Genomic DNA, 905 nt, shown 5'->3' with positions numbered 1-905 from the left:
GGGATCACCTTGAATCGCAGTCTGTTTATTATTGGTACATTATAGTGGAAGACAGTTTTAACGGCAAAACGAAATCACCGATCTGGAAGTTCAAGACGAAAAAAGAAACATATCGTCCGGCACCAGACCAGTTTGATTTTCGCCATGTCTCCAATCCTTAAAAAGGGTTGGAGGCTTTTTTTATGAAAGACGATCCATATAGTGGACAAATGTATAACGGTCGCCTCTGTATACGGATTTTGCATGCTCAAAAGCAGTTCCGTTCTGCAGATATGTTGTTCGTTTGATTAATAGGACAGGCGCTCCCTTTTGAATACCAAGAATGTTCGCTTCTTCCGTGGTGGCAGCGCTTGGCTCAAGCTCCTGTTTTGCACGGGAAATCGGTATGCTGTTGTACCTTTCAATATGATCATAGATCGACGACTGAAAATGTGATTCGTTCAATTCACCCACAAGCTCAAACGGAATATGTGAGGACTCAATCGCCATTGGAATATCATTTGCCAGCCGCACCCGAGTGATTTTATGGATAGAGGAGGGATGCCCGCAGCCTAATATAGCCGCGAGCTCCTCAGTTGAATCAATAAGCTGATAATCAATGAGCCTGCTGCCCGGTGTCATCCCGCGGCTTTTCATATCCTCGGTAAAGCTTGTCAGCCCTTGAAGTGCTTGTTCCATTTTTGGCTTGCTGACAAAGGTGCCCCGCCCTTTCAGGCGATAGAGCAAGCCTTCATTAACTAAATTAGAAAGCGCCTGGCGAACTGTCATCCGGCTGATCCCGAATTGTTCGGCATATTCGCGCTCAGAAGGAAGAGGCATATCCGGCTGCAGCTCTCCGTTCTTAATTTGGGTTTTTAATTGCTCCATAATCTGATAATAAATCGGAATAGGCGATTGTTTATTGA

At 45.1% G+C, this 905-nt stretch carries 2 protein-coding genes; one reads left to right on the top strand and one right to left on the bottom strand.

Going from position 1 to position 905, the window contains the following annotated elements; all coding sequences use genetic code 11:
- Window positions 1-161 (top strand): hypothetical protein (locus ACWHAR_RS24550; protein ID WP_452088116.1); only part of this gene is annotated, 161 nt, incomplete at its 5' end.
- Between the two features lie 19 nt (window positions 162-180).
- Here ACWHAR_RS24550 and nagR read toward each other — a convergent pair.
- On the bottom strand, window positions 181-905 hold a 725-nt coding region (gene nagR / locus ACWHAR_RS24545; protein ID WP_452088115.1), incomplete at its 5' end, for an N-acetylglucosamine utilization transcriptional regulator NagR.

Source organism: Bacillus sp. LR--39, from assembly GCF_053613335.1.
The sequence above is the reverse complement of the archived record's forward strand: the minus strand, read 5'-3'. Positions and strand labels throughout refer to the sequence as shown.